The 6,330-nt window shown below is 64.8% G+C and carries 7 protein-coding genes; 3 read left to right on the top strand and 4 right to left on the bottom strand.

From position 1 onward, the window contains the following. Positions 1-102 precede the first annotated feature (102 nt). The 3 genes from queA to Mlute_RS13555 all read right to left on the bottom strand — a co-directional run bounded on the left by queA (position 103) and on the right by Mlute_RS13555 (position 2,466). Positions 103-1,113: a tRNA preQ1(34) S-adenosylmethionine ribosyltransferase-isomerase QueA gene (queA, locus tag Mlute_RS13565; RefSeq protein WP_119361126.1), complete on the bottom strand. Its 1,011-nt coding sequence runs from the start codon at positions 1,111-1,113 to the stop codon at positions 103-105. Beyond that, positions 1,110-1,682, bottom strand: coding sequence for a LabA-like NYN domain-containing protein (locus Mlute_RS13560; RefSeq protein ID WP_119361125.1), 573 nt, complete (start codon positions 1,680-1,682; stop codon positions 1,110-1,112). Before Mlute_RS13560 ends, queA begins: the two co-directional genes overlap by 4 nt. Positions 1,683-1,773: 91 nt before the next feature. Beyond that, on the bottom strand, positions 1,774-2,466 hold the full coding sequence (locus tag Mlute_RS13555; RefSeq protein WP_182482574.1) for a tetratricopeptide repeat protein: 693 nt from the start codon (positions 2,464-2,466) through the stop codon (positions 1,774-1,776). A 149-nt stretch (positions 2,467-2,615) separates the two neighbouring features. Here Mlute_RS13555 and Mlute_RS13550 point away from each other — a divergent pair, with 149 nt between their 5' ends. The 3 genes from Mlute_RS13550 (at position 2,616) to Mlute_RS13540 (ending at position 5,711) form a co-directional block, all read left to right on the top strand. After that, a complete protein-coding gene (locus tag Mlute_RS13550) occupies positions 2,616-4,043 on the top strand; it encodes a CPBP family intramembrane glutamic endopeptidase (RefSeq protein ID WP_245958986.1) in 1,428 nt (475 codons plus the stop codon). A gap of 15 nt (positions 4,044-4,058) precedes the next feature. Further along, positions 4,059-4,832 carry an SAM hydrolase/SAM-dependent halogenase family protein gene (locus Mlute_RS13545; protein ID WP_119361123.1) on the top strand — a complete coding sequence of 258 codons (774 nt, stop codon included), beginning with the start codon at positions 4,059-4,061 and terminating at the stop codon, positions 4,830-4,832. 84 nt (positions 4,833-4,916) lie between these two features. Further along, positions 4,917-5,711, top strand: a complete 795-nt coding sequence (locus tag Mlute_RS13540; protein ID WP_119361122.1) for a class I SAM-dependent methyltransferase — start codon at positions 4,917-4,919, stop codon at positions 5,709-5,711. Here Mlute_RS13540 and Mlute_RS13535 read toward each other — a convergent pair. Continuing rightward, on the bottom strand, positions 5,708-6,330 hold a 623-nt coding region (locus tag Mlute_RS13535; protein WP_220452086.1), incomplete at its 5' end, for a S41 family peptidase. The genes Mlute_RS13540 and Mlute_RS13535 overlap by 4 nt on opposite strands.

Here is a 6,330-nt window from a genome sequence, read left to right as displayed (position 1 = left end):
GGTGGGGGCTGGAGCGGTGGTGACCAAATCGGTGCCCCCCGGGGCTACGGTGGTGGGCAACCCCGCCCGGATCATTGAGCGTGCGCTTGAGGTGGTGGAGGTTTAGAGGATGAGCATGGCGTCCCCCAGGCTGTAGAAGCGGTAGCGCTCCTCAACGGCCACCTGATAGGCCCGCTTCATCAGTTCATGGCCCATGAAGGCCGAGACCAGCATCAGGAGGGTGGACCTGGGCAGATGGAAGTTGGTAATCAAGGCGTCCACCACCCGGTAGTGGAACCCCGGGCGGATGAAGAGTTGGGTCTCGCCCCTGCCGGGCTGGAGCTCCCCCTCCCTCCAAGCGGTTTCCAGAGTTCGCACCACGGTGGTGCCCACCGCCACGACCCGCCGCCCCTCGGCCTTGGCCTGATTTATGGCCCAGGCGGTCTTTATGGGGACCTCGTAGGGTTCTTGGTGCAGGGTGTGCTGCTCGAGGGGGCCTTGCACAGGTTTGAAGGTGCCAGGCCCCACGTGTAGGGTAACGTAGTTAACCTCCACCCCCATCTTCTGGATTTGCTCCAACAGCTCTGGGGTGAAGTGCAACCCGGCGGTGGGGGCGGCCACTGAGCCGGGGGTGCGAGCGTAGACCGTTTGGTAGCGCTCCGGCGCCACGGGGGCCCGGATGTAGGGGGGTAGGGGGGGCTGGCCAATCCTCTCCAGGTGCTCCCGGACGTTTCCATGGAAGCGCAAGACGCGGCTCCCGTCAGGTTCCAGGCCTTCTAGGGTGGCGCTCAGGCCGTCGGGGAAGGAAAGCGTCTGCCCCACCTTGACCCGCCGGGCGGGCTTGAGCAAGGCCTCCCAGCACCCTGGACGGTCTGGTTTTTCCCGCACCAGCAGTACCTCAATGGAGGTTCCGTGAGGGTTCTTGCCGAAAATGCGGGCCGGGATGACCTTGCTCTCGTTAAGCACCAGCACGTCCCCAGGCCGTAGGTAGTGGGGCAGGTCGCGGAAGACGCGGTGCTCGAGCCGCCCGCTTTGGCGGTGCACCACCATCAACCGCGAGGCGTCGCGGGGTTCGGCGCCTTTTTGGGCGATGAGTTCGGGGGGCAGAGGGTAGTCAAAATCCTCCAGGTTCACTGCTCCCCCCGGGGAATAGGATGGCGCTCTTTGCTGGGGACGAAGGCGTTTTCAATTTCGGGCAGGTGGATGAAGCGGTCCACCGCGTCTATGAGCTTCTGTGAAGTGGTTTCCTTGAAGGCGATGACCTCCACCCGGATGCCCCTCTCCATCAGCACCTCAACGATTTCCACGAAGTCCCCGTCCCCGCTGCCCAGGACCACTACGTCCAGGGTATGCATCAGCCGCACCATGTCCGCGGCGATGCCCATATCCCAGTTGCCCTCGTAGATGGGCCGGCCGTCGTCGGTGGTTTCCTTGAGGGTGAGGTGCATGCGGCGCACCCGGAAGCCGATGGTGGAGAGCTTGTAAATGAAGGGCCAGGCTGAGGTGTCGTTTTCCCGCTCCACCACGTAGGCGGTGGCCCGGACAAGCTGGCGTCCCCCCACGGCAAAGCGCAGTAGGCTTTCAAAGTTGACGTTTTGGCCGTAGTAATCGCGGGCCGAGTGGTAGAGGTTCTGGGTGTCCACAAAGACGCCGACACGCTGGTTTGGATTGTGCCCAAGGATGCGATTGAAAGGGTCGTTCATCAAAGCTCCTCAGTAAAGCGAAGGCTAAAAAAGGGCCAGGCCCGAGGGGAATTGTACCACCCCCGGGCCCGACTGCCCCCATCTGTCTCGGCTAGCGCAGCCCGGCTAGCTCCCGCCGGGCCCGTTCCTGGTCGTAGCGGTCGGCCGCGGTCCTGGGGGGTAGAGCCAAGGCGGCCTCGTACTGCTTGCGGGCCTCGTCCTTTTTCCCTTGGGCGGCCAGCACCCCGGCCAGCTCTACTCGGTGGATGATAGTCTGGGGCTCGAGCTGGATGGCTTCGTTGAAGAGGGGCAGGATTTGGTTGCCGTTGGCTCCGTAGAGCCAGCCCACGTTTTTAGAGATGAGGGAGTGGTGCCAAAGGGCTAAGGCCACCCGGGCCCCAGCGTGGCGGGGGTTCAGCCGCAGGGCTTTGTCCAGGTTTTCCTTGATGCTGCTGGCCAGCCCCAGGCTTTCCAGAATGCCTCGGTACTGCGAGAGGCGGCCTTGGGCGCGAGCCAGCTCAAAGTAGGCCTCCGCGTTCTCGCTGTTGGTCTGAAGGGCCTGGCGGGCGGCGGCCTCGGCCCGGCCGTACCAGTCGGCCTTCTCATTGTCCTTGGCGATGTAGCCGGCGTAGTAGCTGGCGGCCTTGGCGGCCAGCACCAGGCCATCGGCGCTGCCCAGGCGTAGCCCGGCCTCGTAGGCTTCTTGGAACCTACCCTCGTCGATCAGGCGCTCTACTGCACTAGGGCTTTGGGCGAAGGCCACCAGCAGGAAGGAGGCCAGCCATAAAAAAATTGAACCCTTCATAATTTTTTTCCTCCGACTTGGATTTTACCGGATGTGCATCTTTGGGCAAGAGCCCACAATGCTCGTGTTACACTACCCCCATGGCAGCGTTACGAGCGGTTCCTTTCGCCTTAGGAATCGCATTATTCGCATTCACGGGATGGGCCCAGATGGACGCTGGAGGCTACTACGCCCAGTGCAGGGGTTTGTATGAGCGGGGTGCGCCAGACAGCGCCCGAGCCACCTGCGAGCTTGCCCTGATCGCCAACCCCAACCATCTGCCCAGCCTCAGGCTGCTGGCCCGCATCTATTTGGAGGCGAACAACCTCGAGCAGGCCCAGGTCTACCTGCAGCGGGCGGCTGAGCTCGAGCCGCAGGACCCTGAAACGGCCCTGCTCACGGCCCGCTACCTCCTGATGACCGGACGCCCGGCGGAGGCGCTTTCCCACCTGCCGCGGGGCTTCAGCGCCGAAGCGGTGCTGCTGCGGGCCCAGATCAACGAGGCCCTGGGCAACTACGAGGAAGCCTATGCCCTCTTCCGGCGGGTTGCGCCGTTGGAGGAGGCCCGGCTGGGCGCAGCCCGGCTGGCTGAGCGGCTGGGGCGCCCCCAGGAGGCCATTGGCCTGTTGGGGGATAGCCCCAAGGAGCAGGTCCTCAAGGCCCGCCTGATGTGGCTCTCAGGGGACATCCAGCGGGCAGCCGATACCCTGGAGGCGGTTCTGCCCCGGCTGGGGCCTCTGGACGCCGACTACACCCGCGCGCTAGGGCTTTTGGCCATGGCCTACTACGGCCAGGGGGAGTTTGATAAGGGGGCTTTGGTGCTCCGCCAGCTCTCCTCCCGGATGAGCCTGCCCAGCAACCTGCTGGGGAAGGTCTGGCCCTGGTTGGTGCTGCTCTTGGTCTACCTGGGGCTTTTGCTGTATGGGGAGAGCCGGATTGAGCCCATGCGCACGGTGGAAATGGGCAGCGAGCGGCGGTTCGGCCCAGGGACCCTGCACCTTTGGCTTCTGCTTAGCCTGGTCCTGGCGGCGCTGGCGTCGGTGGGGGCGGGGTGGCTTCTTTATCACAACTTGCTGGTCTTGTTCACCCCTTACCAGGGCCAAGTGGTGCGGCCGATATTCTACTTTCTTCTGGGAGCTTTTGCCCTCCTGCTGGCCTATCGGCGCATGGGGAAGGAGGGTATGGCCAACGCCATAGGGCCCCGGGCCAACTGGGTGGAGGGCACCTGGGCGGGGCTGGTGGTGCTGGGCCTGCTGGGGCTATACGCCTACTTAGCCAAACCGCTGAACCTGGCCGGTCTAGGCACCATGTACCCCATCTTTTTCGGCCTGGCCCTGCTCGAGCTGGTGGTCCGGGGGGTGGGCTATCCGGTCTTCAAAGAGCGCTACAAGGAGCTCGCGGGCCTCATGGTTCCGGTGTTGTTCGCCCTGGTTATCCCTGGGCCCACGCTCTTTTTTCTGATGGCGGGGCTGTTTTTAGGCTGGCTTTACCTGCGCACCCGAGGGGCCTTGGCGGGGGCCGTGGCCTGGGTGCTGGCCGGGGTGGTGCTGGCCTTGGTGGCCAACCTGCCTTGGGTGCGCACGCTTTTGGGGAGTTGAAGGCTGGAGGCGCCGGTGCGGGAGGTCTACTTTCTCTCCGATTTTGGCCTGGCCGACCCCTATGCCGCGGTGGTCAAAGCGGTGATGCGGCAGGTGGCGCCCGGACTTACCGTGCACGATCTGGCCCACAACCTGCCCCCAGGGGACCTGCGCCGGGCCAGCTACATCCTGTACGAATCGGTCCCCTACCTGCCCCGGGGGGCGGTGGTGCTGGCGGTGGTGGACCCAGGGGTGGGCTCGAGCCGCCGGGCGGTGCTGGTGGTAGGCGAGCGGCTTTTCTATGTGGCCCCAGACAACGGGCTGCTGACCCTGGCCTACCTTCAGGACCCGCCCAGAAGGGCCTATTTGCTGGAAGACCCCGCCTACCACTTACCCCGGAAGTCCTCTACCTTTCACGGGCGGGATGTCTTCGGGCCGGTGGCGGCCCACCTGGCCTCGGGGGTGGAGCCGACGCGCTTCGGACCGGAGCTGCCGGTGCGGGAGCTGCTGCGCCTGCCCATCCATCTGAACTTTGGCCGACAGGGTGAGATACTGACCTTTGACCGCTTCGGCAACGCCATCACCACCCTTTTGGCTACCCCGACCCAGGCTCGGGGAAAGACCGTGCGCATCCGCTACCACCGTATACCCGTGGCCACCCACTACGCCGAGGTGCCGGTGGGTGCGGCCCTGGCCTATGTGGGCAGCGCAGGGTTGCTGGAAGTGGCGGTGCATCTGGGCAACGCCAGGGAGCAGCTCGGCCTGCGGGAGGGCGACCCGGTGGAGCTTTGGGGGGGGAGGGGAGGATAGCGGGTGTCTTTGCTTCACACTTTGCTTTTAGGCTTCACAGTATGATTTGCAATTTATAAGTCGGTTGCTATCATAAAACCGAGCATGTCTTCTCATTTCAGTCGGGTGGCCTTCACCTACGACCGTACCCGCTACCATCCGCCTGAGGTTTCGGGACGAATCGCCACGGCGATTACCACGCCGGTGGAGAAGGTGTTTCGGGACCCGTTGTTTTTGGAGGTGGGGGCGGGCACGGGCCGTATTTCGGTGCCCATCATTGCTCGAGGGTACCGCTACATTGCCCTGGACAACAACCCGGCCATGCTTGAGGTTTTGCGGCAAAAAGTGGCGGGGGTGGCCCGAAAGGCCAGGCTGGTTGAGGCCGACGCCTGTGCGCTGCCCTTTGAGCGGCACAGCCTCCACGCGGTGATTGCCGTGCACCTTTGGCACCTTTTGGAGGATTGGCAGAGGGCTTTGCAGGAGTGTTTGCGGGTGCTGCGTCCGGGGGGGTTTTTGTTTGAGGGGTGGGACCAGGCCAACGGCGAGAGTGAGGATTGGCGTATTCAGCAGAAGTGGCAGGAGATTCTGGCCCGGATGGGGCACCGCCTAGAGCGGGGCCGGCACCAAGCCCGGCTGGGCGAGGTGGAAAAGGAGCTGCTCCGCCAAGGGCTGGAGCCAAGGAGCAAGGTCGTGGCCGAGTGGGTGGAGATGCGTAGCCCCCGGGCCAGCCTGGAGATGCTGCTCGAGCGCATTTACTCCTTTACCTGGAAAGTACCAGAGGAGGTTTTTCGCTCCTCCATTGCCGAGCTTGCTCAGTGGGTGAGCGAGGCCTACCCAGACCCGGACCTCGAGTACCCGATTCACTGGAGGTTTGTGGTGCGGACGACCCGGATGCCCTAGCGGGGGTTCAACAGGTGCTGGAGGGCGGCCTCGAGCTGCCTTTGGGGGTCCGGCTCTACCTGGTCGGGCTCAACCCCGCGCCCTTCCCAGGTGGGGCCGCTCAGGGGGGCCAGCACCCCGTTTGCGACCAGGGCCACCCCTCCATCGGGGAAGCAGTAGGGGGTCAGGGCCTCGGTGTTGCCCGCGCTGCGGGTGCCAATCAAATAGGCCCGCTGAGCCCCCCTTAGGGCCCCGGCCAGCCCCTCAGCGGCAGAGTGGGTCTGGCGGTCTATCAGCACCACCAGGGGCTTTTGGGTCTCTGGGGGGCCTAGGAAGGGAACGGTGGGGAGGGGAAGCGCCCCTAGGCCCCGGCCGACCAGCCGCCAGGGCACCCCCCGCATGAATACACCGGCGGCCTCGGCCATGTGCAGCACCAGCCCACCGGGGTTGCCCCGTAGGTCAAGAATGTAGCCTCGAGCCTGCCCCTCATGGCGACGAACAGCCTCCCGCAGGAGATCTATTCCGCTCCGGTCCACCAGGTTGTCCAGCCGCACCACCACCACCCCGCGAATCAGCCGCACCTCGGAGGGCCCATAGCTTGGTGGAGGCGGGCCGGGCTCCTTTGGGCGGGGGACTGGAA

This window comes from Meiothermus luteus (assembly GCF_003574085.1).
GTDB lineage: Bacteria > Deinococcota > Deinococci > Deinococcales > Thermaceae > Meiothermus > Meiothermus luteus.
Note: the sequence above shows the minus strand (reverse complement) of the source record. Positions and strands in the feature narration are given on the sequence as shown.